Here is a 26124-nt window from a genome sequence, read left to right as displayed (position 1 = left end):
TTGTTCACCATTTCACCCCTTTTCACCAACAAGTCCAGTTGGCTTCACTATTAAGAAAAATAGTAACATTAACATATTAATTGCAAGTGATAAATCTGGTATAAAATACGCTGTAAAAGCACCAGCTAATCCGACAATTAAAGAAGCAATAGCTGAACCTTGTACGCTTCCTAATCCTCCGATAATTACTACTATAAAAGCTAAAATTGCATACTGCATGCCCATCTCGGCGAAAATAACGCCCGAATACGGTGCTAATAAGAAACCTCCCAAAGCTGCCATCCCTGCTCCTAATAAAAAGACGAAAGAAAACATCGCTTTTACATTAATACCAAGCGCTTGAACCATTTCTTTATCCATTACACCTGCACGGATCATAAGACCTATCTTCGTCTTTTTGAGTAATAATAGTAGTGCAATGTAAATAATTACCCCAATCAAAATAACAAATAGACGATATTTAATTAATATAATACCTCCGGATGTAAAACTTCCTTGTAACCATAACGGTAATTTTGCACTAATAGGGTTCGGCCCCCAAAATATTTTAATACACTCACTAAGAACGAGCATTCCCCCAAGCGTAACGAGCAGCTGTCGAACATGATTTCCATATACTGGTCTAATAAGAAACCTTTCTAAAATAAATCCTAGGAACATTCCCATAGCTACTGCTCCAACTAAAGCTAATATATAACTTCCTGTCATATTAAATAACCAAACACCTGTAAATGCTCCCCACGCAAATAAACCACCGTGTGCAAAGTTTAAAACGCTCATTAGACCGAAAATAAGTGAAAGACCTGAGGCTAACAAAAAAATGAGCATCCCTGTTGAAATCCCATTTACAAATAAATTGATTAACACATCCATCCTTTTCACCTCGGATTCATGTTAAGAGATTCCTAAATATTTATGACACATTTCCTTATCCTTTTTTAATTCATTCATAAAACCGTTATGAACAATTCGTCCGTTATCCATAATGTAAAAATAATCGCCAATTTGACTAGCCATCATAAAATTTTGCTCAACAAGTAAAACTGTTGTTTTCTCTTTCATCTTCAAAATAGCTAGCATTAATTTCTCCACCATTATCGGGGATAGCCCTTTGCTCGGTTCATCAATAAGTAATAATCCATCACTATTAATAAACGCTCTTGAAATAGCCAACATTTGCTTTTGCCCTCCGCTCAAGAGCCCACTTTTCTTATTCCAAAACTGCTTTAAATCCGGAAATAGTTCTAGCATCCACTCTATTTTCCCTTCTACTTCTTCACCTTTCCCCCTAGCAAGAGCGAATGTTTCTTCTACTGTCAAATCATGAAAAATACCTTGATTTTCTGGTACATATCCTATTCCTTTCCTTGAAATTAAATGTGTAGGTAATCCACTTACTTTTGCACTATCATAATAAATTTCACCATCTGCAATGCGGTGAAACCCCATCACTGAACGTAATGTCGTTGTTTTCCCTGCCCCGTTTCTACCAAACAGTACAGTAATCGTCCCTTTCTCAACAGTAAGAGATACTCCTTGCAAAATATGAAACTGATCTAAATACGTTTCTATATTATTCACTTGTAATAGTGCCACTATATAATCCCCCTAAATAAGCACTTTGTACACGCTCATCTTTCATAATTTCTTCTGGCAATCCTTCAGCCAATAACTCTCCATGAAATAAAACGATAAGATGATCTGACAAACCTAGTATCATATCCATTTTGTGTTCGATAAGTACAATTGTGCTCTCTGGATGTTTCTTAATATTTTCAATCACTTGTAATATAGCAGGGACTTCCTCAACCGAAATACCTGCCGTCGGCTCATCAAGTAATAACACATCCGTTTTTAAAGCTAATAACATCGCAAGTTCTAGCTTTCTTTTCTCTCCATGTGCCAAATCTTTCGCTAATACGTTCTCTTTCTCGTGAAGTAATACTGTTTTTAAGAAACGTCTCGCCTCTCCAACTTGTTGCTTTAATTTTGCTGGACTCGGGAAAAAACTATAGTAATCTTGTACGAATGATTGAACACTTAAACGGACATTTTCAAGTACCGTTAATTCTGGGAATATGTTTGTAAGCTGAAAAGAGCGACCGATTCCTAAGCGTGTTCGATCTGAAATCGATAGTTTTGTAATATCTTGCCCTTTAAAATACACTTCACCTGTTGTGGGTGAAATCTGGCCACTTAGTAAATTAAATAATGTTGTCTTCCCCGCACCATTTGGCCCGATAATAGAAATGAGCTTTCCTTTTTGGACAGTTAAATTTACATCTTTAATAACATGATGTTCACCAAAAGATACGCTAAGATTTTTCGTCTCTAGCAAATGTGTCACGAAATCCCTCCCTTTAAAGCCGTGAGTATGAAAGAAATATGTATAAAGAGGGTCCCCCCTCTTTATACAAAAACAACAGAAAATTCAGTCTACTTATTTTGAACTGGTGGTTCTGTTTCTTTCATCGTTAATTCTCGCTCTAACACTGGCACCGGATAATCAACACCGTCTTGCTTTTTCAATGTGATAGAATACAGTGTCTGCATCGCTTGGTGGTCCTTCTCTCTAAACTTCATCTTTCCTTTCGGTGTATCAAATTCCATTCCTTCCATTTTCTTAATCAAGGTATCTATATCTGTATCACCTTTTGTTTTCTTTAAGGCTTCTACAATAGAAATTGCTGCTGACATTCCTCCCGCTGTAAACAAATCTGGCACTGCACCATTAAAACGTTTTTTATGCTCTTCAACTAGCCAATCATTCACTTTATTTTTTGGAAGTGTGTGATAATATACAGAAAAACCTTGCATACCTACTAATGCATCCATTGTTTTTAATGCTGGTATATCTGGCGCACCTGTAGAAATTTTAATACCTTGCGCTTCCACATTCATATCTTTCAACTGTTTCCAAGGTGAATTTGCCCCTGCCCAAACGATAAATAAATAATCTGGTTTTGAACTAATGATATTTTGAATATTCGCTGTAAAATCTGTTGAATTTGTATCCGCGTATTGCTCATTCACAATGTTCGCACCTAATTTTTTCGCACCCGCTTTAAATGCAGCAATCCCTTCACGACCAAAAGCGTTATCTGGGGCAAATGTCGCAATCTTTACATCTTTTTTCGCAATTGCTGCTGCTCCTGCAATCGCATCTTGTGAGGAACTTCTTCCAGTTCTAAAAATATATTTATTCCAGTTCTTCCCGGTAATACTATCCGCAACTGCCGGTTCTACAACCATAATCTTTTCATATTCTTCAGCCAGTGGTAAAACCGCTAACGTATCACTTGAACTAGACGATCCAACTAAAAAATCTACTTTTTCTTCTTCTAATAACTTCGTAGCTTTTTTAACTGCTACATCCGCTTTCGTTTCTGTATCTTCTACAACAAACTTAATCTTTTTCCCATCTACTTTCCCAGTTCCACCAGTTGCATAATCTACCCCTAATTCAAATCCGTTCACTGTTTGTTTTCCATACGATTCTAGCGGTCCTGTTAAAGAAGCAAGGACTCCTACCTTAATCGTTTTTTCATCCTCTGTACTTGTTTTCTTTCCTGAACAAGCTGCCGTTATTAATAACGAACCTAAAACACAACCAGTAAACATTGTCTTTAGCCACTTACGTTTTTTCATCGACATTGTGATCCTCCCCATACTTTACTTTCTGATAGAATCAAACACGCCAAAATCCCCTGTCCGTAATCATGACTAACTAATTCGATATATAATGGAAAACTCTTGTAGTACCCTCTACATTCGGCACAAATATATAATCACCTTCCTATGTAATGGAAACGGACATACAATCAATATATATTCTGCAATCCAATTGAAAATACTGTTTCATTTCAGTAATGACCATACAAAAAGACTAACTTATTTTTAAGTTAGTCTTTTCCCCTTAATTAGAGTTAAGTTCTACTTTCTCTAATCCTTCAGCCAATCGTTTCTTATCTAGTCCTTCTCCTATTACTACCAAGTTTGTTGGGAAACCGAAATCTTGTTCCAATAAAGTTGGTACTCCAAACGAATATTGGAATAGGTGAGGGTATTTATCTCCATGGAATTTCACAAAGCCTTTCACTCGATAAATACTATCTGGTAAATTCGAAAGCCATTCATATAATTTGTCTTGATCAATCGGTTTCGTAAATTGATACGTCATCGTTTGTATATGTAAATGCTGTTTGACATGTAGTGTCTCATGTTCCTCATCATTTGTAAATTCTGCTTCTTCTATATCTTTTAAAGATATATTACAATACTTCGTCTCATATATTTTCGCATGATCATTTATTGCCTTTACTTCTTCAAGTACTGTGTTCTTATCTTCATCTGTTAGTAAATCTGCTTTATTAACAAGAATGTGACTACCAAATTTCAGTTGCTCATGCAATAGCTGTTGTACATTTGCACTTAATATACTTCGGTTTAACCACCTTACTGCATCTAAAACGACTACAATTGATTTCACTTCCAGGAAAGGAGCTAAAATTGGTGAGACACACGCGTCTAACACTTCAATTGGATGTGCAACACCTGTCGTTTCTATATAAATGACATCTGGTCTTTCTTGTTGGTATAACGAATGTAATTGTATTTCAAGCTCTTCTTTTAACGTACAACAAATACAGCCTTTAAGAAGTTCTCTTAAAACATTCTCTTTTCCAATAATATCTGTATCTACCGAGTATTCACCAATTTCATTCATTAATACTGCAACTTTTCTATTCTTCTTTTTCTCTGCTAACAATAAATTTTGTAATAATGTTGATTTTCCACTACCTAAAAAACCACCTAATATATGAATCTCCACTTTATTCATTCAACCGACCATCCATTTCTTTATTTCAAATGTATTCAAAGCGTAATAATTACGATTTATATTTATCATTTTATTAAAAGAATGACTATTTGTAAATATAAGAGATTCACTGTTCATTCACTTCATATGCAACTCTAACTCCAGACTCAATTGCCCCTTGCATCCATCCATGTGTTAATGTCGTATGCTCTCCTGCAAAATGTACTTTTCCAGATGGTGGCGTAATATATGGAAATAACTCGAGCTCTTGGCCTGGTTCGAAAGCTGTAAATGCACCGCAAGAATACGGATTTTTACTCCAGCTAAAAGATGTTCCGGTGACAAACTCACTATAGATGATGTCACCGTATATTTCCGCTAAATTTTTTAATGCGTAACGAATACGATCTCTTTGCGGGAGACTATCCCATGTTAATGCCTCATCTGCCCACGTATAACTTGCTATAACGATAGCTGGTCCTGGAGTATGAATGCCATAACTCGGATAGTATGTAAACCGTATCGGTAAATCAGTAATAGATTTACCGCCACACTGTCCCGCTTTCTCCCAAAATCTACTTTTAAACTCTATTGCAATTTTAGTTGCAGCAATATAATTTAATTCACGAATTGCTCTTTTTTTAAAATAAGAGGATAAATAGTATGGCTGAACTTCTACAAATCTTAACGCTGAAAATGGAATTGTAATAATAGCAAAATCACTTGTTATTGTAAATTGCTCTAACGTTTGTTCATGATTTCCTTGTAACATTACTTTATTATCTTCTTGTATGATTTTATCAACCTTATATGGCATTAAAATATGTTCTCTTAATTGTGGTAAGAATGCATTCGATAACTTATCCATTCCACCAGTTATTTCATAATATTTCGTTGTTGAAGTAAAGAAAATCATTTCACGTAATACTTCAATTAAGGACATTCCCATATAAGCTTCCATATCAAGAAGTACCCCAATCATATCTATTGCACCATCTGAATAATACTCCATTAAAAATGAACCAAGCGAATACGTTTTATACTTTTTTTCAACGATAAGCCAGTTTTTATCAGGATCCTTCTTAATATAATTTAGTATTGGTTCTAATACCTCAATCATTAGCTCTTCTGCCGTTTTTCCTCTTTCTTTATCCAAAACCGGATATTCAAGTACACTTGGATCATTTTCAAACACATTCAATCTCGTTTGAATGTTATTCGTATAAATGATATCTGCAAAAGTTTTATTTATAAAAAGGTTTAAAGGTAGTTTAAATTTATGAATATACGCTAAGGTTAACTTATGGGTGTCAGGGATTCTCATCGGTCCCGCATTAAAATATAAACCCACACTAAATGGTTCCCGAATCGTATACACCCTGCCACCTATTCTGTTATTTGCTTCTATAATCGTTACTTCGTGCCCAGCCTCTTTTAATAAAGAACCTGCAACTAATCCAGAAATCCCTGCACCTGCAATCGTAATCCGTTTTGGGTTATTCTTTTTGACAAGCCCTGCATGAATAATATGAAGCATTTCTTCCATTGCTAATGGGTTCCCCATGCCATTTCCCCTTTTACAAAGGATTTTACTGAATTATATTCGGTTCACTGAATTCCTATGTTTTGTTCGCGGATTTGCACGGATACATTTTCAAATACTTGAATATCTTTTATAAAATGTAATAAACTAGATATGACTCTATAGAAGTAAGACGTATTATCTTACATAATAAAATCAATGAAATTGCGAGGAATTTTGAAATGAAAAAAGGTATTAACCGTGTTGTATTAGTAGGAACAGGAGCAGTTGGATGTAGTTATGCTTATTGCATGATTAACCAGGCCGTAGCTGAAGAATTTGTTTTAGTCGATGTAAATGAGGCAAAAGCTGAAGGGGAGGCAATGGATTTAAGTCATGCTGTTCCATTCGCACCAGCTCCAACTAGAGTATGGAAAGGCAGCTACGAAGATTGTAAAGATGCTGACCTTGTAGTTATTACAGCTGGATTACCACAAAAACCAGGCGAAACACGTTTAGATTTAGTTGAGAAAAACGCTAAAATCTTTAAACAAATCGTTCGCAGTATTATGGATAGCGGATTTGATGGCATCTTCTTAATCGCAACAAACCCTGTAGATATTTTAACTTACGTAACTTGGAAAGAATCTGGTTTACCGAAAGAACGTGTAATCGGTTCTGGTACAACGCTTGATTCTGCTCGTTTCCGCTATATGTTAGGTGAGTACTTCGATATTGGTCCACACAACATTCACGCTTATATTATCGGAGAACACGGCGATACTGAACTTCCTGTTTGGAGTCATGTTTCCGTTGGTATCCAAAAACTACAAACACTGCTTGAAAAAGACAACACGTATAATCAAGAAGATTTAGACAAAATTTTCATAAACGTCCGTGATGCAGCTTACCATATTATTGAGCGTAAAGGCGCAACTTATTATGGTATCGGTATGTCACTTCTACGTGTTACAAAAGCAATTTTAAACGACGAAAATAGTGTATTAACTGTATCAGCTTACTTAGAAGGTCAATATGGTCAAAAAGATGTTTATATCGGGGTGCCTGCTGTTTTAAATCGCGGCGGTGTTCGTGAAATTTTAGAGGTTGAATTAAGTGAAGAAGAAGAATTAAAATTCGATCACTCTGTTCAAGTATTAAAAGAAACAATGGCTCCGGTTCTTTAATTAAGATAAAAAGCAATCCAATTTATTTTGGATTGCTTTTTTATTTTCATTATCCCCTATGACCTTTTAATGATTTTCTATCATTTCTTATTTTTTAGTCGCATCCTCATTATTTATATCAAGTACATCTAATAAAAAGATAAAGATTGGTATCCCGATAATAAGCCCCCATATTCCGAGGAAATGCTCTGAGAAGATGAGAATCATAAATGTATAAAAGATTGGTAAATTTGTTTTTGCAGACATAAACTTCGGATTTAAAAAATAACTTTCAAGAGCGTGGATTACTGTTATGAACACGAGTATGTATACTACGTACATAACTCCGCCTACGTTGTAAGCAATGATACAAAGTGGAAACAAAGAAATAATCACACCTGCAACAGGAATCAACCCTAGTAAGAAAACCATAACAGCTAATACAAGTAGCTGTGGAAATCCTAAAACAATTAATGCAATGACAGTAAGAATACAATTTACAACGGCAATTAAAAACTGAGCTTCAATTACTTTTCCGAACGATCTTGCAAATCTTTCACCAAAATATGCAATTTCCTCATAAAAGATTTTTAACTTACTATCTTTAAACTTAGATGTAAATGTAATAATACGCTCTTTTTCTAATAAGAAAAATAAGCTTAAAATTAGAGATAATAATATTTGTAAACTTACCTTCCCTATATTTGCTATTGATTGATATATAACATCTACACCTTGTTCTATATATTTTGATACTTCCATCTCATTAATTGTCGAAAGGACATATTTAACGATTTCATTATCAGGTGGATTTTGAAAAAATAGTTTAAATTGATAAATTAATTGTGAAATTTGTATCGTCAGCACAGGTAAATATTTATATAACGTTGTGCCTATAAAGGAAACTAGTATTATATACAAACATGCAATAACAATTTTCCGGTTTACTTTCAATTTTCTTGAAATAAAACGTTGAAATCGATCCATTAAAAACGTCAGTATAAACGTAATTAATATTAAATTGATCATACTTTTTAATGCATATAATACAAGCGCTACTATTATTAAAACGAGAAACCGTTGAAACCCTCTACTTCGAAAAAAACTCTTTACTTCATTCATTAAGAATTAACCTCCCCCTTCAATGGATGGAAATTGAATATATTACATTTTATGAACTTCTATAGACAATCTTTCTTACTAATTGAGAAGAATCCTTTTTTTCTTTTCATATTGTTAGATTCGTTTAACTGGAATCCACCAACATATTTCGGTGGACTCCAGTTATTTTTCATATAATCTTTTTATAAACTAGGTGATTTTCTATTTTTAGACTGCTGTTCATACGCATATCCCATATTGAAAAGCTCTCTTTCACCAAACTGTTTCCCTACAAACACTACACCGATTGGTTCTCCATTTTTATCATATCCAGCAGGAACCGCTAATTCCGGATAACCAGCTACAGCTGATAGAAGAACTTCATCGTTATTAATCATAACTAGAGCATCCAAACCTTTTTCTACTAAATACCTATCTAGCTCTTTTTTTGCATTTGCTTGACTCGTTTGTACTACGTTTTCGAACTCTTCTTTCGTTATAGCAGATTTTTCAGACCCCTCAATTAATGTTTGTCCGTATTTTATTCGTCTTTTACTATCCTTTTTATTAAACGCTATAATCTCTTCTAACGATTTTACCGGTATATTTTTTTGCTGTGAAAAATATTCGTTTACATTATGCTTGAACTCATATTCTAATGTTTGCAAATTATCTACACCCTCAGCACTTAACTGGATATTATCAGCTAATATCGCACCTGCATCTTGAAGGTCTTTTCTAATTTTTTCTGCTACTGTTTTTCTATTTTCATCTTGTTGGTCTACAGAAAAAAGAAGCCCTATCTTTTTCCCTTTTAATCCATCTATTGATAAATCCTTTGTATAATCAATTCTTTCTTTATCTTTCATTTTTTCTGTCATAACATCTTTTTCGTCATAACCTATCATTGCATTAAATAACGTTGCTGCATCTTTTACTGTTCTTGCCATAGGTCCTGCTGTATCAAGAGTTTCAGCTAATGGAATAATTCCTGTTCTACTTACCATACCTAAAGATGGACGTAACCCAACTACTGATTGCTGCGCCGCTGGTGCAACAATCGATCCCGTCGTTTCTGTTCCAATTGCAAGCGGCGCAAAATCTGCCGCAACTACTGTAGCAGATCCTGAACTTGATCCTGAAGTATCGAATGTAATCGGACCGTACGGGTTTAAATTTTGTCCTTTCTTCCCGCTATACCCGCTTGGCATTGTAAAAGATAAATAGTTCGCCCACTCAGACATATTCGCTTTTCCTAAAACAAATGCTCCTTCTTCTTTCAACTGCTTCACAATTGTTGCGTCTTGATCTGCAATCCAATCTTTTAATACATAAGTTCCTGCACTAGTCGGCATCACTTTTTCCGTCTGTACATTATCTTTTACAACGACAGGAATACCATATAAATTCGAATTTTTGTTTCTACCCCGCTCTTGATCTAACTTTCTTGCTTCTTCCATCGCATTAGGATTTATCTCTGTAACAGAATTTAATGTTATTCCATTTTGATCATGTTCTTGTATTCTAAAGAGATAAATACTCGTTAATTCTTCATATGACAACTTTCCATCATCAATCATTTTTTGAAGCTCATCTACAGTCGCATTTACGACTTCTTTTTCTTTTATCTTTACATTTTCTATATTGATTCCTTTAAGCTGATTATGTATCGGTTGTAGCACTCTTTCTTTATCATATACAATACGCTCAGGTTCCTTTGGAAAATAATTTTTATACACGTAATATCCGCCGGCACACGCTAATAAGACAATGCCTCCAGTGATAGACAGCGTTACCTTTACCCATTTCTTCATGTTGCTTCCTCCACTCTATAAGATGCTTAGCTATACAAAAAAGAGAGTTACCTTTTACTTAACTCTCTCCAATCAAAATGCTAAATAAAAAAATGAAAGATTTCAATCTAATTACTTCTTTTTTTCATTTGCTTTGCTAACATTTCTTTCACTTGATTATACGTTAATCCTGAATTTTTATTTAAACGCTTTACTTCCTCAACATCAGTACCTACCACTGTATATTTTTTCTCATCATTCATTTTTCTAATTCCCTTCTCACCGTATTATTTCTTATATTTCTTCCCTAAATGCGCATAAATTAACACCACTACAAAAAAGGAAGCTGTTTTTAAGCACAGCTTCCTTCTCGTTACATATTGTATTTCTTAATAAAATTTCACTACATCTTCAGTAGGCAAGAACGTTCTTTCTGCTGGTTGTTCGTTTGGTTCACCAAATGGCATTTGACCTACTAAGCTCCACTCTGCTGGAATGTTCCAAGTTTCTTTCACTTCAGCATCTACGATTGGGTTGTAATGTTGTAATGACGCTCCAATTCCTTCAGCAGATAATAGCATCCACACAGTATGTTGTAACATCGCATTTCCTTGATGAGACCAGAATGGGAACTGATCTTTATATAATGGCGCATTTTCTTGCATTTTTTGTACAGTTGCTTGATCTTCAAAGAATAGAACTGTTCCTACACCTGCATGGAAGCCTTTTAGTCTTTCTACAGTCGCTTCAAAGTTTTCTGCTGGTACGCGAGCTCTTAGTGTTTCTTTAACGATATCCCAAAACTTTTCATGCTCTCCATCCATTAATACAACCATACGACCACTTTGCATATTGAAAGATGTTGGTGCATGTAAAGCTGTTTTTAACACTTCTTCAATTCTGTCTTTCGTAATTGCATCGTTTTTTGCTACTTTACGAATTGAACGGCGGTTCACAATTGCTTCTTTTAAGTTTGTTGTAGTTGCTGACATTTTAATTCCTCCAAATGTTTGTTTTATAATTTATTTTGTTATTTCATAACAAGCGAATTAGCAATATCCATCGGTATTACATTGCATACCTTCAAATGAATTTGTTTTATCCTTTTCAATTTCTTTATCAATGACCCTTTCTAGTGTTTCTTTACTAGCAAGCCCTTGAATGACTTCATCTCCAATCATGACAGTTGGAACAGCCATAATATTCGCTTCATCATATGCGTGCTGAATTGCTTCTTGATGTTTTTCTTTATATTTACGAGTTACTAAAGCATCTTTAAATTCTGCTTCAGGAAGTCCTACTTCTACCGCTAATGTTGTTAACACATCAATATCTTCAATATTTTGTTCCTCTTGGAAAAATGCTGTGAATACGCGGTGGTGATACTCATTACCTAGTCCACGTTCTTTCGCAAATTGACATCCTTCGAAAGCTAAATGTGTATATGGGTGCGGTGAAACACGTGGCAAGCGCATATCGATTCCTAATTTCTTCGCAGTCGGAAGAATGAAAGCATCCCATGAACCTAATTTTTCTGGCTCATTCCATGGATCTATTTTTGAATATGGACTTGGACGTAATTCAAATGGCATCCATTCAATCTCTACATCTTTCTCTTTCGCTACCTCATCTAATGGACCTTTTGCTAAAAAACAAAACGGACATATAAAATCTGAGTATACTTTCATTTTTACAGTCATAACTTTTACACCTTACCTTTATAGTTGTAATCAAATTAGTTACATTAATGATAAAAAAATATAAATATTATTTAAGCATTCATTTTTTCTTGCAAAGTTTCAAACAACTGCCCCATCGTAATATTTCTCAAAACTTCTTCCATCGCGGATTGTGCTTGAATTAAAATAATTTCTAACACCGCTTGAATGTTCGCCCCAATTGGACAATCTGGATTTGGTTGCTCGTGAATATGAAATAGCTTGTCTTCTTCTACTACGTTCACTGCATGATACACATCTAACAATGTGATTTCATGTAAATCCTTTAGTAATCCCGCGCCACCCGGTCCACGATTTACGTAAACAAAGCCAGCTTGTTTCAAGTACGACATGATTTTACGAATGACTACTGGATTTGTATTAACACTCTCAGCCATATAGTCTGAAGTACAAAGTGAAGATGGATTGTTTTTCAAAATAGATAAAATATGAACAGCTATGGAAAAGCGGCTACTAATTTTCATCGTAATCACCACCTCGATGTAATCATTATAGTTACAACTAAAAAATAAGTCAATCCTTTTCATAGATTTTTTATAAGTAAATTAAAAAGTGTCCCATTATGATATATGAGACACCTCTTTTTATTCTGCAAATAGCGCTTGAAATTCTTCAATAAATAGCTGCACAGCGATTGAAGAATCCTTTAATGAAGGAACAGCTAAAGCAATTTCTCTCCATACTTGCGGTTCCAATTCTCTCGTTTGCACATTCTGTGGTAAATTCGTTAAAGATAATTCAGCTAATATTGCAATACCTAGCCCTTCCTGAATCATATTTAAAGCTGTAGTAACGGTCGATATTACATATTCAGCCCGAAGTGGTACGTTGGCTTGTTTAAACATATCAATAATGGGTGGTTCGTATCCACCCTTACATAATATAATCGGTTCATTCTCTAAATCACTAATTGTAATAGAGTCCTTCTTACAAAGAGGATGATCCTCTCTTAAGATAGCAACCATTTTTCCCTTCGTTAATGGGACAATCTCCATCTCTTTATTAGGCAAGATAACAATTCCTATATCAACAATCCTTGATATTAACCAATCTTCAACTTCTTTAATTGTTCCTTCACAAAGAACGACCTCTAAGTTCGGATACTTCTCCTTAAAAAGGTTTATCATTTTGGGTAAGAAATGTGCAGAAGCGCTCGGAAAACTACCAATTCGAATCGTCCCAACTTCGTGTCCTTTCTCCATCGCAACTTCTTGTTCAATCTTCGCTACACCGTTCAAAATCTCTCTAATATGTACAAGAACCCTATTTCCTACATCCGTAACGAGTAGCCCTTTTCGTTTATCACGTATAAGAATAGTAACTCCTAACTCTGACTCAATACTTGAAATCGCATGACTAACAGCTGGCTGCGTCATATTTAACACCCTGGCAGCTTTCGTAAAACTACCTAAATCAACAGTTTTTATTAATACTTGCAGTTGTGTAATGGTCATAACTAATCACTTATACTCCTCATAAAAAAGATTCATTTTATTTATTACAGTCGATATCATATCATAGTGAAATGAATAACAACAAGGAGGTCTTTCAGTGACACAGCTTTCTCGAACTAAGACGGCCATCATCCTTACCTTTCTCGTTTTCATGTGGGGAATCAATTGGCCTTTATCAAAGTTTGCCCTGCATTATACACCACCTGTTTTATTTGCAGGCGTTCGAACTTTAATTGGAGGATTCATTTTATTTCTGTTCGCATTACCGAAATACAAAGAGTTACATTTAAAAGAAACGTGGCATTTATACGTTATTTCTTCCTTACTTAACATCATTATATTTTACGGATTACAAACTGTCGGCCTTCAATATATGCCTGCTGGGTTATTTTCCGCCATTGTATTTCTACAACCAGTTTTACTCGGTATTTTCTCGTGGATATGGCTTGAAGAATCAATGTACGGCTTGAAAATTTTCGGGCTTGTTCTCGGATTTATTGGTGTAGGTGTTATTAGCTCAAGCAGTTTAACAGGACATATTTCTGTTATTGGAATCCTTCTCGCGTTAGGATGCGCTATTGGCTGGGCGCTTGGCACAGTATTCATTAAGAAGACTGGTCACCGTGTTAATGCCATTTGGATGGTAACACTTCAGCTTATTATTGGTGGCCTTTGCTTAATTGGATTTGGTTCAGAGTTTGAAAGCTGGTCTAGTATCGCTTGGAGTATGCCATTTGTTAGCGTACTTCTCTTTATTTCATTCTTTGTTATTGCAATGGGGTGGCTTGCATACTTCACACTTGTTGGAGCTGGTGAAGCAAGTAAAGTTGGGGCTTATACATTCCTCATTCCACTAATCGCTATTATTGTAAGTTCAATTTTCTTACATGAGGCTATTACTATTAGCTTATTCATCGGACTATTATTTATTGTGGTGAGTATTTGTTTCGTAAACATAAAGCCGAAAACACTTGCTGTAAGGCAGCAGGTTGAAGTGAAGTGAATATGAGAAAGAGCCTACTGTTTGTAGGCTCTTTTTTATTGTATGATGATATTTAAATAGTAAGAATATTTTCTCTGATATATACAAATAGACTAACAATTCTAATCATAAGGGGGAATTATATGGTTTTACAGTATAAAGAATTTGGAGATTCAAGCTCTCCACTTATGGTGTTTATTCATGGGGGGAGTCAGTGGTTGGATGTGGGACAAACAAATTAAACATTTTACTAACTTTCACTGCCTTGTTCCTGATTTACCGGAGCAAGGAGAAAACAGAAGTAAAGATCATTTCTCAATAAACTTTAGTGCTGAAAAAATTATAGAACTAATTGAAGAAAAAGGACAAGGTAAAACTGTTATAGTAATTGGTTTTTCATTAGGCGCTCAAGTGTTAATTGCGATGCTTAGCATGAAACCTAACTTAATCCAATATGCCATGATAAATAGTGCCTTAGTCAAATCCATTCCTTTTGCTAGCACATTTATAAAATCTATTGGTCTAACCTACCCACTTATAAAGAGTAGGATGTTTTCAAAAATACAAGCCAAATCAATGTACATTGATAAAGAATACTTCGACCACTATTATCATGACAGTTGTCAAATAAGTAAAAATGCCTTCATAAGGATACTAGAAGAAAACATGTCGTTTACAATACCAAAAAATTTCGAAAATGCTAATAGTAATATATTGGTAACTGTTGGAGAAAACGAAAAAAGAATCATGAAAGACTCGTTGACTGAAATCCTTGAGAGTAATCCCGAATGCACAGGTGTTATTATTTCTAAAATCGGTCATGGAATTCCTTTAGCGAATCCCAAGTTATTTAATACTTTAATTGAAAACTGGCTAGAACATGATTCCTTGCCGGAAGACGTAATGACCATCAATTAATTTTCATGTATCAATAAATTTTGTTATATAGTGACTACAACAATGTTGTTATCCTCATTTTTACTGATTCCTAAAACAAATAAAAAAGGTCCCATTACTCTCAATGAGACCTTTCAATATTCCTTATCTTTTACGACGTAATACAAAAATACACGCACCCACCGACGATACTATCGCTAAAATAGATAAGACAATCGCTATTACTTGCACATTACTAGTACCTTCATTTTTTTCTACACTAGATACTTCACCATGTTCTCCTGTTAATGACGTACCTTTTGCAATTGTAGTAAGTGAATGCGGTTTTTCAGCTTTTTCATCGCCTGTCCATTCAACAATTTCTCCATCTTTATATTGTTGATATGCGTCCCAAGCTATTTTTTGCTCTTTATCCGGATTTTTAGCGACGAAAGTAAATCGCTGGAACTGACCTGTTAAAATTCCTTCTCCTGTCGCTTCCCATACTACAGTTTTAACTTTTCCGGCATTATCTTTTTGCTCCTCAACTTTCCATCCTGGCACTGGTTCATACTGTTGGAACTCCACTCCAGACGGTATTTTCAGTGTAACTTTTGTCGTTGCTACATTTTTTTCAACTGGTACTTTTATCGTATAAGTCTCCCAAGAACCAACGTCAGAAGTTGCTGGTTTTACAGTGACGTGCGCACTAACAGGTAACGAAAACATTCCCATTGCAATAATTGTTGCGATCATTGTTGTTCCTAATTTTTTTATACGTTTCATTTTCTATTAGCTCCTTTTCATACATAGCTTCTTTTTATCTGCCACCGACAATAAATTTAAAATCTGTATCGAAACTATCAAGAGATTTTGTTAATCCATGAACATGTATATTCCAGTTTCCTGTCATGTTAATATACATACCTTCTGCTTCATATTCTCCTGGTGAAACTACTGAAACTTTAAATGAACCTTTTCCCATGTTCATATCTAATGATTGAGTCGTCAATATCATTTGTTCCATATCAGTAACAGGCTGTCCCTTTGCATCCTTTAGTGTAATATGGAATTTATTTTGTCCTACCTTATTCGGATTTACATTTAGCGTAAGTTCGTATCCATTATCTAATTGCTTACTCTCTGTAAATGGTCCAGTAGGAGGCATCGGTGGTGTTTGTACGTTTGTCATAAAAGCTACGATTACGAAAATGATAATTCCAATGACAAACTCTACTTTCACTGTAGCTCCTAATCCTTGCTGCGCTCGCATTCTCCCTTTCACATAATGAATAATTCCCAATATCCCCATGAAAATGAATAAAAGTATCTTTGTTAATAAAGCCAATCCATACTTCGTATCAAATAACGAGTGGATTGTTGGAATAAAAAATGTACTGTTAAAAAGGCCTGTTATTAAAATCACGATAACAGCACCTGTTGCCCACGGTGAAAAACGCTTAATCATATCCCAATACATATGCCACTTGTTATCCTCTTTACGTAAAAGAAGAATAATAGATGATAAACCACCAACCCATAATGAAGCTGCGAATAAATGTAGAAAATCCATAACGACAGCAATGTCTTTAAACTTTAAACCGTATGCGTGACTATTAAATGATTTCATAACAAGTAACCCTATAAACAATAGTATTGGAATACTCCATACTTTAAACGACGAAAACTTCTCATGCTTCACCGCAAAATACGTAACAATTATAAGCGTACTAATGAGAACCATTTGAGTGATCCATATATAACCAAAAACAGAAAGCTGTAATGTTTCTTTTAATAGTAAAAGGTTGAATGCTTCTAGCCACGAAACATCAGCATTTATTTTCGCTTGCAGTGGTAGATTGAATAACAAGCTAATAAATATCCCAAATAAAGAGATCCATATTATGTTCTTACTCCTTAATCGAACCGAGGTTGCATTGCCTTTATACATGATAAGATTAAAGAATAGCACTCCTATAAATAGTGAGAAACTTGTATATAAAATTCCACGTTCCATAATCATATCGATTTGTGGGACGTAACCCATCTCTTCCACTTGTATATCGTCTGTTTCCGCTTCCGCTAATCCAATCCGGAACGGGATAACTCCTTGAATTGGATGTCCATCAGCTGAAATCACTTTCCACTGAATGGAGTAAAGACCATTTTTGAGATTGTCTTTTAATCCAGCTTCTAATAGCTTTTTATTTTTTTTATCAATATGAGCATCTTTTAAATCGACTCTTTTACCTGATGTATCTCTCACGTACAATGTATTAAAATTTGAAACTTGTATGTCCTCATCGAATTCGATTTTTACAACAGATGGTGCTTTCTTCAATGTTTCATTTTCAGTAGGGTTTGATTTCACAACGTACGCATGAGCAAATGCACTTTGCGGTATCAATATGATAAGCACACACACAAGTAATAGCCATATCCCTAATCTTCTCATTACTTTCACACTCATTTCACTTCTCTCTTCCTCATTGCTCTATTTTCATTACTTTAACTTCCAAAGTTTGATTCTCCGTAGAAATATTAACCTGATTAAATATAATTTTCTATAAAGTATAACTCTTTATTTCTCTTCCACCTCTATACTTCCAATATAATAGTAACTATTATGATAGATACAACTTACATTTTTAAAGCCGATTGTTATTATATCATAAAATATATTTATGTAAGTTATTAAAGAAGAAAAGTTATCGTGAATCATTTGTGAAGAAAATGTGAAATACATAAATAAAAAGGTATTACGTTATTACGTAACACCTTTAAAAAAATATCCCTCTTCTATTTCTCTTCCGGATAATCACAATACTCGATAATCGTTCCTTCAGTATCCGCTGGGTTAAGATAAATTAACCTTCTACCGTGCTTATTAATCCGAAGTGTATGCTCTAATGTCCGAATACCTTGTTCTTTTAACTCTTCTAGAGCCACATCTAAATCATCGACACGATACGCAACGTGATGAACACCTTTACCTTTTTGTTTAATAAAACGGGCAATTGGAGATGTCGTATTATTCGTCGGTGCAAGTAATTCAATTCTATCTCCATCCACTTCAAGAATGGCTACTTCGCTTTCCACACCAGGAGCTTCACTTACGTAACGATCTATTAAAGTTCCTAGTAACACATTTTCATAAAAACGTATCGTACTATCTATATCTCGAACTGCGATGCCGATATGATCAATTGTTTTTTTCATTTTATTTCCCCTACTACTTTATTTTTTCTATCCTTATCAATAGTAACAAAAAAAGTTATAGAAACAAGTTCTATAACTTTTTTATTTAACCTATTTTCTTATTCGCACTAGCTGGTTGAACTTGATTTTTTGCTTTTACAACGCTAATGCCATATCCGATAAATCCACCGATAATCGCTGGGAAGATCCAGCCTAATCCTACTTCCTGCATCGGAAGGAATTTAGTGAACACTTGGCTTACTACTTCAATGTTAACTCCAGCTGCACTTAATCCATCGAATAAGCTGATGATAAATGTTACGATTAAGCTCACTTGATAAACTTCAGCTCTTCCTTTGAATAATGAATGGAAGAATGTTAAGAAAATCAATACGATTGCTAGTGGATAAATTGCTGTTAATACTGGAACAGAAACTGCGATTAACTGTGTTAATCCTACGTTTGCAACAATTGCACTAAATACACATAGTGTGATTGCAATTGCTTTGTAAGGAACATTTGGGAATAACTTATGGAAGAATGAAGAACATGCTGATACAAGTCCCACACTAGTTGTTAAACAAGCTACTGTAATCATTAATCCTAATAATACTCCGCCATATGATCCGAAATAGTAGTTAGAAACTTTCGCTAATACTTCTCCGCCGTTCTCTAAATGTCCAAGCTTTGCAACACTTGAAGCACCCATATAAGAAAGAGCTGTATAGATAATTGCTAAAATAGATGCTGCAATTATTGTCGCTTTTGCACAAACGACCATAATTTGTGTTTTCGTTTTCGCACCTTTTTCTTTAATAGCATTGATGATGATAATCCCGAATACGAATGATGCGAGCGTATCCATCGTTAAGTATCCTTCTTGGAATCCTTTAAAGAATGCATGTGATGTATAAGCTTCCACTGGTGCTTGCATATCTCCAATCGGATGTATAAAAGCAACGATTACTAAAATACCGATGAAAGTCAACTTAATTGGCGTTAAAATTTTTCCAACAATATCGACAATTTTCGCGGGATTTAGCGAAAAAAAACAAGTGATGCTAAAGAATATAATTGTGAAAAGAATTAAAGGTGTAGAACCTACTCCCTCTGGCATAAACGGCTTAAGACCAATTTCATAAGATACATTTCCTGTTCTCGGTATTGCAAATAACGGACCGATCGCTAAGTATAAAACTGTTGTAAACACAATCCCGAACACTGGGTGAGCGCGACTTGCTAATGACTGTAAATCATCTTTACCTGAAAAACCAAATGCTAGTACACCTAGTAATGGTAGTCCAACACCAGTTACTAAAAATCCAGCGTTAGCAATCCATACATTCTCTCCTGCTGATTGACCAAGCATCGCTGGGAAAATTAAATTTCCTGCTCCAAAAAATAGTGCAAATAACATTAATCCAATAACTACTATGAACGAAAACGGTACTTTATTCGCCATAATATAACCCCCATTCAAATTTCCTTATCTCATTTTCCAATTTTAACTAATTGAATTTTCTGAATATTTAATTTAAGTATCAACTATTCTTGAACTCATTATAGTTTGCTATATAATATTTTGCAATACTATTTTCGAACTTTTCTTTTATTTTATAAATATACATTTTTTAACATGAAAAATAGACTAAAAAACCAACATGGTCATCCATGTTGGTTTTTCCATTTACTATCATGAATTAAAATTTCGCTGCTACTTTTTTAACGTTTTCTAGACCTTCTTCAACAATTTGTTGTGAACGATCTGGATATTGATTGTGCCCTTCAATTACAACTGTCTCTGGATTTGTAATTCCCCAGAATCCAAGTACAGTTGTTACGTAATTAACTGCCATTTCCATAGGAGCCATTTGCTCTGAAGAGTAATCTGAACCACGAGCACCTAACACAACTACTTTTTTACCACCAACTAAACCTTCTGGGCCATTTGCTGTATATTTAAACGTTTTTCCAGCTTGAGATAAGTATGAAATATATGTGATTAATGGTGCTGGTACTGTAAAGTTCCATAATGGGAATGCAAATACAACCTTATCAGCTTCTAAAAACTGATTTAAATATTGATCTACTGTAGCAACTGCCTTCTCTTCTTCAGCTGTTAACTCCATGCCTTGGCTACGTTTATATCCACCTGAAATCGCGATATTTCCGTAATAAGGAAGATCTAATGCAAATAAATCTAATTCCGTAATTTCTGTATTTGGATTTGCTTCTTTATAAGTACTTACAAATGTTTCATACATTTTTGAACTAACTGCTTGCTCCGCTGGACGATCGTTTGCTTTTACAAATAATACTTTTGACATTTTTTTATTCCCCTCTACATTCGTATTTTCTTCTTTTTTACCAAATAATGAGCTAAATAGTCCCATTTTCTTCACCTAATCTTTCTTTTCATATTCATTATTCATCATCATAAAAATTCTTATTCTAAGAAAAAGTTCCAATAGATACCTTAAGTTTAGCTATCAAAACTTTTTATTATTTAATTACCTTATGTAAGTAATTATAATATAGCCACTTACTTTAGTCAAGTAACTTTTAATAAAAAACGAAATCTCAATTTAAAAATATTAACTAAAATACAATTGAACACCAAATACATCTTTATTACTTGTATAATAAACTTAGAGAGGAAAATTCATATATAGAAAGGATTTATTCATGAGCACTATAGAAAAGATTCAAACTTTTATTATTCTTTTTGCTGTTACATGCGGCATTGTACTCGGACAATTTAATATGATACATACGTATTCAGACAAGTTTATTGTTCCCTTCTTATTTTTCATGCTATATGGATTATTCCTCAGCATCCCATTAAAAGAAATAAAAAACGGATTTCGCAATTTAAAATTTGCTGGAACAAGTCTTACTATTAACTTCTTATGGACCCCTTTACTCGCTTGGGGATTAGGAGCACTATTTCTTTCCGATCATCCAGCACTTTGGATTGGATTTATAATGTTAATGGTTACTCCATGCACAGATTGGTACTTAATCTTTACTGAAATAGCGAAAGGAAATGTAGCACTTTCTACTGCAATTTTACCTGTAAATTTAATTTTGCAAGTACTACTCCTTCCAATTTATTTATTTTTATTTGCTGGTGTCATGAAAACTGTAGCGGTTTCTGTTTTAATAGAAAGTATTGTTATCGTAATCGTCTTACCATTTATACTTGCACACGCTACAAAGTTCATTATGAATAAAATGAAAAAAGCTGAAACTCTCGAGAATAAACTCATTCCGTTTTTCAGCTCTGCTCAAATTGTATTTTTAAGTTTAGCAATAGTAGCGATGTTTGCATCACAAGGTAAATATTTACTGCAAAATATGAATGTCGTTTTATTATTACTCGTTCCTGTTCTATTGTTCTTCATCATTAATTTCTTACTAGGACAATTTATCGGGCGCATCATGCATTTATCTTACAAAGATACAGTAAGTCTAAGCTTAACAACGTTAGCAAGAAACTCACCTGTTGCACTCGCTATCGCTGTAACAGCTTTTCCAGACGAGCCTCTTATCGCACTTGCACTCGTTATTGGACCGTTGATTGAGTTACCGGTACTAGCTTGTGTTTCACAAGTTTTGTTGCTTATTAAGAAAAAACGGCAATACGCATAATAAAAACCGTCCCATTTTGGGACGGTTTTTATTATGGAAAGATTACATACAACACTTATTTCTTATTTATCAATACAAATGAAATTACCGAAACTACAAACGTAATAATACCAATTATAATAAAGTGAAACTTTAATCATTGGGGGTTTTGTTCATCCCCCAATGATTATTAGCCCTCACTACTCCGGCATTAACAGATCCTTTCTAATTAAAAATGATAGGAAACGTAAATATAACGAAAGCTGCCCAAATTCCGTATATTGGCAAATACTTCGTAACGGCATCTTGGATAGCTTTTGGTCCTGATTTATTTTGCAAGAAACGCATATAGGAAAACATAATCCAAATGAGATTTGCCCAAATCAGTATGTTTACTCCTAAAACAGCAAGTCTATTAGGTGTAATTCCGTAAGATGAAAGTCTAAATACGATGGCTGACAATGCGACAGTGTCAATAATAAGTGCCAGAACAATTAAGGAAAAATTTATATAATCTGAAATGTTCTTTTTCTCGTGCGAGTCACTCTCAACGATAGAAAATATAGTAACAGCCAATACACCAAGCAGTATTCCGTTGAAGGTCATTAGGAAATTGCGATCCAAGAATGGATTTTTCCCGACCCAAATTACCGTTATAAGATAGATAAGCAAGGTGATCAGAACGAGAGGACTAAAAATTTTAGATATGTATGGTGTAATATTTTTAGCAAACTTAAGATTCATTGATACTAAGTATGCAGCCACAATAGCGAGAGCCGCTGCTCCAAATAAAACAACATTACTAAAATAGAATTCTCCTATATCTAAGTCAACAAAGCTAAATAAACGCATGGTGAATACTGCTAGTATCATTCCGCTCACTGCCATGCTCCCGTAGAGAAGACAATATTCTAAATTAAATTTAATATAGGCTAATCTTGTACTGCCTTTTAAATATTCATTTCCTGTAAACGCAAGCCCTACTAAGACCCATAAAAATATAGGAAGATGTAAATAAGCAAGGATGGTACTGTCTTTATAATTTACTGGCAACGTATTAAGATACATCCCGGAAATTAGGAACAACGCTGCAAGGGAATAAATAATACTTTTTTGGGGAGTATTATTGTAAACAAAATAAGCAGCAATAAAGGGAATTACACCAAAAGCCAAGTTAATTGGAGCAATTGCTTCCTGCTCAACAAAGTGGAAAATGATCCTGGTGCTTATGCCGGCCAGAATAGCTAAAAGGCCCATGAATAAGAAACCTTTTTGAAACAAAGATGTTTTTTCTTTATTTACTTTCTCCTTGAAATGCAACCTTTCATACCAAGCACCTAGAATCTGAGAATCAGGGTTTTGGTCCCATGCTTGTGAGAATGCTTTTTTAAAAGCTTTCGGATCTTTTCTATACATCTTCTCCAACTCATGGGGGTTATCCATATTTTTAACAATCAAATTGTTAATGTTCATAGTTATACCTCCTCTAATTTTAAAAATAAGGTTGTTACCTTTTAACAAAAGCACCTCACTCATTTATTATGATTTTGATTTTAATACAAGATTTATCGTTTTACAATAAAAAATTATTATTTAAAGGATTTTTTTTATCGTTAAATTTTATATGAAAGAAAAACAAAAGAGCATGACAGTTTTATGTCATGCTCTTTTAACAAATTAATTCTCAAATACAAAATTAATCTTATTATCTTTCCACTCTAATTTCGCATCAAACGTTTTCTCGCCCTTTTTAAAGCCTTTAATTAAATCAGTCTTTTCACCTTTTAAGAGCTTTGTCATATTCTTTTGCGAAATTGTTTTACTTAATATCTTCTTTGAAATGGTGAAATCACATTGCGTTGTATTATAGTTAGAACAACCGTAAAACGTTGACTTATCAATTACATCACCATCACATTTTTTACAGCTACCAACCTTTTTACCCGTTGTAAATTTCGATCCTTTCCGTTCAATCGATTCAACATGTAGTCCCGTGAAATCCCACTTCTCAGACATTTCCACTGCGTCTTCAATAATTTTAGCTGATAGCTTTTTCGTCTGTTCCATAAATGTAGCTGGTGAAGCTGTACCTTCACCAATTTCCGCAAGACGTTGTTCCCATTTCGCAGTCATTTCCGGTGAAGCTAGTATTTTATCACCAATTGCGGTAATTAATACTTTTCCTTTATCAGTCGCATACACTTGGTTTTTCTTTACATCTATATACTTACGGTCTTTCAGCATCGTAATAATACCTGCGCGAGTCGCTTCCGTACCTAAACCTTCTGTTTTCTTTAATACTTTCTCCAGCTCTTCATTCTCTAAATACTTACCAGCTGTTTTCATTAACGTAATAAGTTGTCCTTCTGTATAGCGCTTCGGTGGCTGTGTTTTTCCTTCTTTCACTTTCACCTTTACAACTTTTCCTTCTTCGCCTTCAGCTACAATTGGAAGAATGGTTTCGTCATCTTTATCGTCTTGGAAAATAACTTTACGCCAACCTTCTTGAATTTGCTGTTTTCCTTTTGAAATGAATTCAGCACGTTCATCTACAAGCGTTACAATCGTTGTATAGTCAAAGATTGCAACTTCATAATGAGCTGCAATAAGCCTTCTTACGATCATATCGTATATTTTCTTTTCATCACCTGATAGTCTGCTTGGGTTTGTAACTTGCTCTGTCGGAATAATTGCGTAGTGATCTGTTACTTTCTTTTCATTTACATAACGCTTGTTATTCATAATGGATTCAACCGGAGCCGGTAATAAACCTTTATATTCATCAAACTGACTTAACTTCTGTAAAATATCAGGGAACGTCGCTGCTTCTCCTTGTGTAACATAGTTAGAATCTGAACGTGGATAAGAAACAATCCCTTTTTGATAGAGTGCTTGCGTTATATCAAGCGTCTTTTTCGGTGAAAACTTAAAGGCTTTATTTGCCGTTGCTTGCAGTGATGATAAGTTAAATAAAAGCGGCGGCTGAAACTCTTTACGCTCCGTTTTCATTTCCTTCACAACAGCCGGTTTCCCTTGGCAAAATGCCGCAATTTTATTCGCCATATCAGGGTCTTTTAAGCGGGATTCATTATCCTTTTCCCATTTTCCGTCATATTTCTTTCCTTCTATATTAAAGGTTGCGAACACTTCCCAAAACGGCTCTGACTTAAAGTTTTCAATTTCTTTCTCTCGCTTTACAATCAATGCTAACGTTGGTGTCTGGACACGACCAGCAGAAAATACATCATTCATTCCTTTTTTCTTTAGCAAAATACTAAAGACACGTGATGCATTCATACCAACAACCCAATCCGCACATGACCTTGTATACGCCTCATAGTACGTATTGATTGTATCTGATTCATCAAGCAAGTTTTTAAATCCTTGATAAATAGCTTGCTTCGTTAAAGACGAAATCCATAGACGCTTCATCGGCTTTTTCACGTTACAAAGATTAATAATGTTTCGTACAATCAATTCCCCTTCGCGCCCAGCATCGCCCGCGTGAATAATTTCTGTTACCTGTGGATTATGTAACAGCTGTTTCACAACGTTAAATTGCTTATACTTTGACTTTGTTACTTCAAATTGAAAACGTTCTGGAATCATCGGTAATGTATTAAGTGACCATTTTTTCCACTCTGCGTGATAATGCTCTGGATTACATAACTGCGTCAAATGACCAATTGCCCATGTACAGTACGCTCCATTTGGAAATAACTCATTCGCTTCTACCTCTAAATATCCATCTTTCCGGCGATATTTAAACTGTGAAACAAGAGCCAACCCTTGATCTGGTTTCTCGGCAATAATTAATTTCATTTTATAACTCCCTATCTGTATT

23 protein-coding genes and 1 pseudogene are annotated in these 26124 nt (G+C 34.6%); 4 read left to right on the top strand and 20 right to left on the bottom strand.

Annotated elements, in window-relative coordinates; genetic code table 11:
* Window positions 1–12: 12 nt before the first annotated feature.
* The 6 genes from ACTJJY_RS25235 to ACTJJY_RS25210 form a co-directional block, all read right to left on the bottom strand.
* Window positions 13–873, bottom strand: a complete 861-nt coding sequence (locus tag ACTJJY_RS25235) for a branched-chain amino acid ABC transporter permease (RefSeq protein WP_440606873.1) — start codon at window positions 871–873, stop codon at window positions 13–15.
* 21 nt (window positions 874–894) lie between these two features.
* Window positions 895–1596 (bottom strand): branched-chain amino acid ABC transporter ATP-binding protein, encoded by a 702-nt coding sequence (locus tag ACTJJY_RS25230; RefSeq protein WP_440606872.1) that lies wholly within the window; start codon window positions 1594–1596, stop codon window positions 895–897.
* Entirely contained in the window at window positions 1574–2347 is a 774-nt protein-coding gene (locus ACTJJY_RS25225) for an ABC transporter ATP-binding protein (RefSeq protein WP_000149324.1), read from the bottom strand. Before ACTJJY_RS25225 ends, ACTJJY_RS25230 begins: the two co-directional genes overlap by 23 nt.
* 89 nt (window positions 2348–2436) lie before the next feature.
* The gene (locus ACTJJY_RS25220; RefSeq protein WP_440606871.1) at window positions 2437–3654 is read right to left on the bottom strand and encodes a substrate-binding domain-containing protein; all 1218 of its coding nucleotides are present in this window, start codon (window positions 3652–3654) and stop codon (window positions 2437–2439) included.
* 262 nt (window positions 3655–3916) lie between these two features.
* Window positions 3917–4840 (bottom strand): CobW family GTP-binding protein, encoded by a 924-nt coding sequence (locus ACTJJY_RS25215; protein WP_440606870.1) that lies wholly within the window; start codon window positions 4838–4840, stop codon window positions 3917–3919.
* A gap of 106 nt (window positions 4841–4946) precedes the next feature.
* Window positions 4947–6383: a flavin monoamine oxidase family protein gene (locus ACTJJY_RS25210; protein WP_440606869.1), complete on the bottom strand. Its 1437-nt coding sequence runs from the start codon at window positions 6381–6383 to the stop codon at window positions 4947–4949.
* Window positions 6384–6583: 200 nt separating this feature from the next.
* Between ACTJJY_RS25210 and ACTJJY_RS25205 the strand changes: the two genes are divergently transcribed.
* Complete coding sequence (locus ACTJJY_RS25205; RefSeq protein WP_000715322.1) at window positions 6584–7528, top strand: L-lactate dehydrogenase; 945 nt, start codon at window positions 6584–6586, stop codon at window positions 7526–7528.
* A gap of 87 nt (window positions 7529–7615) precedes the next feature.
* Here the strand turns inward: ACTJJY_RS25205 and ACTJJY_RS25200 are convergent, their stop codons facing one another.
* The 7 genes from ACTJJY_RS25200 to ACTJJY_RS25170 all read right to left on the bottom strand — a co-directional run bounded on the left by ACTJJY_RS25200 (window position 7616) and on the right by ACTJJY_RS25170 (window position 13594).
* Entirely contained in the window at window positions 7616–8629 is a 1014-nt protein-coding gene (locus ACTJJY_RS25200; RefSeq protein ID WP_440606868.1) for an AI-2E family transporter, read from the bottom strand.
* 182 nt (window positions 8630–8811) lie between these two features.
* Window positions 8812–10422: an amidase family protein gene (locus ACTJJY_RS25195; RefSeq protein WP_440606867.1), complete on the bottom strand. Its 1611-nt coding sequence runs from the start codon at window positions 10420–10422 to the stop codon at window positions 8812–8814.
* Window positions 10423–10529: 107 nt separating this feature from the next.
* Complete coding sequence (locus tag ACTJJY_RS25190; RefSeq protein WP_440606866.1) at window positions 10530–10664, bottom strand: hypothetical protein; 135 nt, start codon at window positions 10662–10664, stop codon at window positions 10530–10532.
* Between the two features lie 126 nt (window positions 10665–10790).
* Window positions 10791–11393: a nitroreductase family protein gene (locus ACTJJY_RS25185; RefSeq protein ID WP_047385946.1), complete on the bottom strand. Its 603-nt coding sequence runs from the start codon at window positions 11391–11393 to the stop codon at window positions 10791–10793.
* A 57-nt stretch (window positions 11394–11450) separates the two neighbouring features.
* Window positions 11451–12101, bottom strand: coding sequence for a DsbA family oxidoreductase (locus ACTJJY_RS25180; RefSeq protein WP_016082031.1), 651 nt, complete (start codon window positions 12099–12101; stop codon window positions 11451–11453).
* Window positions 12102–12172: 71 nt separating this feature from the next.
* Window positions 12173–12604: an Rrf2 family transcriptional regulator gene (locus ACTJJY_RS25175; RefSeq protein ID WP_000704073.1), complete on the bottom strand. Its 432-nt coding sequence runs from the start codon at window positions 12602–12604 to the stop codon at window positions 12173–12175.
* A 120-nt stretch (window positions 12605–12724) separates the two neighbouring features.
* On the bottom strand, window positions 12725–13594 hold the full coding sequence (locus ACTJJY_RS25170) for a LysR family transcriptional regulator (protein WP_440606865.1): 870 nt from the start codon (window positions 13592–13594) through the stop codon (window positions 12725–12727).
* 97 nt (window positions 13595–13691) lie between these two features.
* On the opposite strand from ACTJJY_RS25170, the gene ACTJJY_RS25165 reads away from it, so the two are divergent.
* A complete protein-coding gene (locus ACTJJY_RS25165) occupies window positions 13692–14597 on the top strand; it encodes a DMT family transporter (RefSeq protein WP_440606864.1) in 906 nt (301 codons plus the stop codon).
* A 122-nt stretch (window positions 14598–14719) separates the two neighbouring features.
* Window positions 14720–15494: pseudogene (locus tag ACTJJY_RS25160) on the top strand (alpha/beta fold hydrolase).
* A gap of 123 nt (window positions 15495–15617) precedes the next feature.
* On the opposite strand, the gene ACTJJY_RS25155 reads toward ACTJJY_RS25160, so the two are convergent.
* From ACTJJY_RS25155 to ACTJJY_RS25135, 5 genes are all read right to left on the bottom strand, one after another.
* The gene (locus ACTJJY_RS25155) at window positions 15618–16238 is read right to left on the bottom strand and encodes a YcnI family copper-binding membrane protein (protein ID WP_440606863.1); all 621 of its coding nucleotides are present in this window, start codon (window positions 16236–16238) and stop codon (window positions 15618–15620) included.
* 34 nt (window positions 16239–16272) lie between these two features.
* The gene (locus ACTJJY_RS25150) at window positions 16273–17922 is read right to left on the bottom strand and encodes a copper resistance CopC/CopD family protein (RefSeq protein ID WP_440606862.1); all 1650 of its coding nucleotides are present in this window, start codon (window positions 17920–17922) and stop codon (window positions 16273–16275) included.
* Between the two features lie 329 nt (window positions 17923–18251).
* On the bottom strand, window positions 18252–18671 hold the full coding sequence (locus tag ACTJJY_RS25145; protein WP_000750850.1) for a VOC family protein: 420 nt from the start codon (window positions 18669–18671) through the stop codon (window positions 18252–18254).
* An 85-nt stretch (window positions 18672–18756) separates the two neighbouring features.
* The gene (brnQ, locus tag ACTJJY_RS25140) at window positions 18757–20112 is read right to left on the bottom strand and encodes a branched-chain amino acid transport system II carrier protein (RefSeq protein ID WP_001284784.1); all 1356 of its coding nucleotides are present in this window, start codon (window positions 20110–20112) and stop codon (window positions 18757–18759) included.
* A gap of 238 nt (window positions 20113–20350) precedes the next feature.
* Window positions 20351–21043, bottom strand: coding sequence for an FMN-dependent NADH-azoreductase (locus ACTJJY_RS25135; protein ID WP_000522528.1), 693 nt, complete (start codon window positions 21041–21043; stop codon window positions 20351–20353).
* 292 nt (window positions 21044–21335) lie between these two features.
* Here ACTJJY_RS25135 and ACTJJY_RS25130 point away from each other — a divergent pair, with 292 nt between their 5' ends.
* Window positions 21336–22301 (top strand): arsenic resistance protein, encoded by a 966-nt coding sequence (locus tag ACTJJY_RS25130; protein ID WP_440606861.1) that lies wholly within the window; start codon window positions 21336–21338, stop codon window positions 22299–22301.
* A gap of 204 nt (window positions 22302–22505) precedes the next feature.
* On the opposite strand, the gene ACTJJY_RS25125 is transcribed toward ACTJJY_RS25130, so the two are convergent.
* Together ACTJJY_RS25125 and topB are read right to left on the bottom strand one after the other, a co-directional pair.
* Window positions 22506–23753: a DUF4153 domain-containing protein gene (locus ACTJJY_RS25125; protein WP_440606860.1), complete on the bottom strand. Its 1248-nt coding sequence runs from the start codon at window positions 23751–23753 to the stop codon at window positions 22506–22508.
* Between the two features lie 204 nt (window positions 23754–23957).
* Entirely contained in the window at window positions 23958–26102 is a 2145-nt protein-coding gene (gene topB / locus ACTJJY_RS25120; protein ID WP_440606859.1) for a DNA topoisomerase III, read from the bottom strand.
* Window positions 26103–26124 lie beyond the last annotated feature (22 nt).

Origin of the sequence: Bacillus sp. 22475, from assembly GCF_052044835.1 — a bacterium.
Lineage (GTDB): Bacteria > Bacillota > Bacilli > Bacillales > Bacillaceae_G > Bacillus_A > Bacillus_A cereus.
The sequence above is the reverse complement of the archived record's forward strand: the minus strand, read 5'-3'. Positions and strand labels throughout refer to the sequence as shown.

Excerpts from the sequence above, each read along its gene's own strand:
- ACTJJY_RS25235 (WP_440606873.1), bottom strand. The coding sequence starts at position 873 with ATGGATGTGTTAATCAATTTATTTGTAAATGGGATTTCAACAGGGATG.
- ACTJJY_RS25220 (WP_440606871.1), bottom strand. The coding sequence starts at position 3,654 with ATGTCGATGAAAAAACGTAAGTGGCTAAAGACAATGTTTACTGGTTGT.
- ACTJJY_RS25215 (WP_440606870.1), bottom strand. The coding sequence starts at position 4,840 with ATGAATAAAGTGGAGATTCATATATTAGGTGGTTTTTTAGGTAGTGGA.
- ACTJJY_RS25210 (WP_440606869.1), bottom strand. The coding sequence starts at position 6,383 with ATGGGGAACCCATTAGCAATGGAAGAAATGCTTCATATTATTCATGCA.
- ACTJJY_RS25205 (WP_000715322.1), top strand. The coding sequence starts at position 6,584 with ATGAAAAAAGGTATTAACCGTGTTGTATTAGTAGGAACAGGAGCAGTT.
- ACTJJY_RS25200 (WP_440606868.1), bottom strand. The coding sequence starts at position 8,629 with ATGAATGAAGTAAAGAGTTTTTTTCGAAGTAGAGGGTTTCAACGGTTT.
- ACTJJY_RS25195 (WP_440606867.1), bottom strand. The coding sequence starts at position 10,422 with ATGAAGAAATGGGTAAAGGTAACGCTGTCTATCACTGGAGGCATTGTC.
- ACTJJY_RS25190 (WP_440606866.1), bottom strand. The coding sequence starts at position 10,664 with ATGAATGATGAGAAAAAATATACAGTGGTAGGTACTGATGTTGAGGAA.
- ACTJJY_RS25185 (WP_047385946.1), bottom strand. The coding sequence starts at position 11,393 with ATGTCAGCAACTACAACAAACTTAAAAGAAGCAATTGTGAACCGCCGT.
- ACTJJY_RS25180 (WP_016082031.1), bottom strand. The coding sequence starts at position 12,101 with ATGACTGTAAAAATGAAAGTATACTCAGATTTTATATGTCCGTTTTGT.
- ACTJJY_RS25175 (WP_000704073.1), bottom strand. The coding sequence starts at position 12,604 with ATGAAAATTAGTAGCCGCTTTTCCATAGCTGTTCATATTTTATCTATT.
- ACTJJY_RS25170 (WP_440606865.1), bottom strand. The coding sequence starts at position 13,594 with ATGACCATTACACAACTGCAAGTATTAATAAAAACTGTTGATTTAGGT.
- ACTJJY_RS25155 (WP_440606863.1), bottom strand. The coding sequence starts at position 16,238 with ATGAAACGTATAAAAAAATTAGGAACAACAATGATCGCAACAATTATT.
- ACTJJY_RS25150 (WP_440606862.1), bottom strand. The coding sequence starts at position 17,922 with ATGAGTGTGAAAGTAATGAGAAGATTAGGGATATGGCTATTACTTGTG.
- ACTJJY_RS25145 (WP_000750850.1), bottom strand. The coding sequence starts at position 18,671 with ATGAAAAAAACAATTGATCATATCGGCATCGCAGTTCGAGATATAGAT.
- brnQ (WP_001284784.1), bottom strand. The coding sequence starts at position 20,112 with ATGGCGAATAAAGTACCGTTTTCGTTCATAGTAGTTATTGGATTAATG.
- ACTJJY_RS25135 (WP_000522528.1), bottom strand. The coding sequence starts at position 21,043 with ATGGGACTATTTAGCTCATTATTTGGTAAAAAAGAAGAAAATACGAAT.
- ACTJJY_RS25130 (WP_440606861.1), top strand. The coding sequence starts at position 21,336 with ATGAGCACTATAGAAAAGATTCAAACTTTTATTATTCTTTTTGCTGTT.
- ACTJJY_RS25125 (WP_440606860.1), bottom strand. The coding sequence starts at position 23,753 with ATGAACATTAACAATTTGATTGTTAAAAATATGGATAACCCCCATGAG.
- topB (WP_440606859.1), bottom strand. The coding sequence starts at position 26,102 with ATGAAATTAATTATTGCCGAGAAACCAGATCAAGGGTTGGCTCTTGTT.